Annotated in this window: 4 protein-coding genes; 1 reads left to right on the plus strand and 3 read right to left on the minus strand. The window is 44.6% G+C overall.

Going from position 1 to position 2584, the window contains the following annotated elements; translation table 11 throughout:
• The first annotated feature begins 106 nt into the window (after positions 1–106).
• Positions 107–511 carry a DUF1622 domain-containing protein gene (locus BGL89_RS08310; protein WP_286825308.1) on the plus strand — a complete coding sequence of 135 codons (405 nt, stop codon included), beginning with the start codon at positions 107–109 and terminating at the stop codon, positions 509–511.
• A 92-nt stretch (positions 512–603) separates the two neighbouring features.
• Here the strand turns inward: BGL89_RS08310 and BGL89_RS08315 are convergent, their stop codons facing one another.
• From BGL89_RS08315 to BGL89_RS08325, 3 genes are all read right to left on the minus strand, one after another.
• Positions 604–1284, minus strand: a complete 681-nt coding sequence (locus tag BGL89_RS08315; RefSeq protein ID WP_286825309.1) for a response regulator transcription factor — start codon at positions 1282–1284, stop codon at positions 604–606.
• Between the two features lie 315 nt (positions 1285–1599).
• Positions 1600–2055, minus strand: coding sequence for a (2Fe-2S) ferredoxin domain-containing protein (locus BGL89_RS08320; protein ID WP_286825310.1), 456 nt, complete (start codon positions 2053–2055; stop codon positions 1600–1602).
• 55 nt (positions 2056–2110) lie between these two features.
• Positions 2111–2413 (minus strand): hypothetical protein, encoded by a 303-nt coding sequence (locus BGL89_RS08325; protein WP_286825311.1) that lies wholly within the window; start codon positions 2411–2413, stop codon positions 2111–2113.
• Between the last annotated feature and the right edge of the window lie 171 nt (positions 2414–2584).

Consider the following 2584-nt stretch of genomic DNA (forward strand, 5'->3'; position numbering starts at 1 on the left):
AGGTTCAGTTTTTAGCTTGGTTATCGCTTTTTCCATTGTAGCTTAAAGCCGTCGTAAAACGACGGGGTTTTAACCCAAATTTTCGATAAGAGGGTGTCTGTTGGGTATGGAATTTTTAGCAGCTTTAGAAACAGGCTTGATCTCTGCCGTGGCAATCATCAAGTTTTGCCTAGAAAGTCTTTCGATCGCTTGTGTGGTGATCGGATTAATTAAAACCCTACAATTAGCTTGGCAGTCTAATCGTCACCGTCGCAGTCTTCCCCCTTTTTCCTTCAATCAAATTCGCATTCGTTTTGGTACTTGGCTATCTTTAGCCCTAGAGTTTCAGTTAGGTGGAGACATCGTGGCTACTACCGTCACACCTACTATAGAAGCCTTGGCAAAACTCGCCCTCATCGCTATTATCCGAACTTTCCTCAACTATTTCCTCAGCCAAGAATTGGAAACAGAATTGTCCATGGAAAAAGAGCGATCGCAACTAGCAGCCCAAGACAATCTCAGGGATTTTTAATGCAAAAAAAAGGTGAGTTGACAATCACCTGACCTAACCGCTGATAAGCTGTTGACTATTGAGGGTATGCTAAAAAAGTTTTTCAGCAAGCTCTAGATAGTCAACAGCTTATTACTTTCGATCGCCCATTGGGCCAATTCCGTGCGATTATGAAGACTGGTTTTATGAAGCATATTCGACACATGACTTTCGATTGTCCGTTGGCTAACATTGAGTTTTTCGGCGATTTCCCGATTAGCCAGTCCTTGGGCGACCAATTGTACTACTTTTAATTCCGTTGGGGTTAATTCCACATTACCCGGAACCTGAAGAGGAGTGACATCCGGGGAATGGATGCGGGTGCTGCGTTTCAGCAACCGGCCCGCTTGTGTGAGGGAAGACTCCACCAGGGCCACTAATTCTTCCGGTTCAAAGGGTTTGACCATATAGACATCGGCCCTGGTGGTTAAACCTGTTACCTTGTCCTGACTTTGAGCGTTAGGGGAGAGAAAAATCACGGGAATGCCACTAAAACGACTATCCTGACGAATTTTTTCGACGAAGGCATAACCGTCCATTTCCGGCATGATCAGATCACAGATAATCATATCGGGCATTTCCCCTGCCTTGGCAGTATTTGCCCCGCATTCGAGGATTTCTAGGGCTTCCCGACCGTTTTCTGCGGTTGTCACCCTATAACCACGAAACTCTAGATAATCTTTCACCAAAAGTATTAAATTCGGGTCATCGTCGATTAATAAAAGTTGTTTATTGTCTTTGTTGGTCTCTTTCATGGGTATTTTCCGGGCTGCAGGGTTAGGGGAATGGAGACGGACAAAGGATCGACAGGCAAGAGGCAACAGGTAGTTAGATATGTGTAGTTAATTAGGGTTTTCTGAATAAATCTAAAAACCTTGTTGGATAAGGTTTTTAGACTTTTTTTCCCTCAAAAAGTGCCGACCATTGGAGTGATTGGGGGGAAAATTCCGGGACTTTTTCCCTAAAAATTAGGTAATTGACTCCCTCAAAATCGGTAAAACCCTACACCCCACACCCCACACCCTGCCCCCACGAAAAACTTTTTGCCGCAAACCCTAATTAATTGTGTTTCAGCTAGTTTTAACCCTGTTTTCCTCTATTGTTTCGGGTTCTTCTCTGGGACAGTTCAGAGAAATTGCCGGTAAATCGTGGCGAAGAAAAGCATATTCTGTGACGATTTGATTACCGATTAGGTGTTCTTGGATAATTCTTTCGACCACTTCCCTGTTTACCCTTCGATACCAGACTCCTTCCGGGTACACTAATAAAATCGGGCCTTGGCTACAAACCCGCAAACAGTTGGCTTTAGTGCGAAAAATACAGCCTGGACGGTCGGCGCTGGGGCGATCGAGTTCTAATTCACTTAACCGCTTCTTTAAATAATCCCACACTTCTAACCCTTCTTCCTTGTCACAGCATTTTGGCTTAGTCTGATCGCAGCAGAGAAATAGATGACGCTGGATCTGGTCCAATCCCAACTTAGCCACATTTTCCCCCAAGATATCTCTGGTGTCTGCTTCTTCCATAAATTTTTTTTATCAACTAAACTCTTGACATTGAACAGAAAATGTGCATAACAGACTAAACTCTCGGTTTGAGGATGTAACGATAGATGAGATAAAAGATAGCGGCGAGGATTAAAGCGCTTAAAACTGCGCTGACTAGGCGTAAAATCGCCGTTAAAATGGAAAAAGTTACAAAAACCCCCGCCACTGCCACGACTACCTGTGCCGGTGTGGACAGGCTGCCGTACCAAGTTTTAACTTTTTCAAGAGTGGCAGCGAAACTAACCGGGGTAGCAACGGGGGGAAAATCGTCGGTTTCAATTTCCACTTCCACTTCTTCTGGGGTATATTTAGTATCGAACGGTTCGGGAGACTGCATAAACACTCAAGCTACTTAACACTTCATCCCTATTTTATCGATGATTGGGGTTGACAGGGGTTGAGGCCAGATCAATGTAACATTGACATCCTCACCGCCGTAAACGGACGGTGATTCCCAAACCTCACGATTTAGGTTTCTGCTTCTTTCCCTTGCGGGGTTCCGCACCTG

The organism is Microcystis sp. LSC13-02 (assembly GCA_002282935.1).
GTDB lineage: Bacteria > Cyanobacteriota > Cyanobacteriia > Cyanobacteriales > Microcystaceae > Microcystis.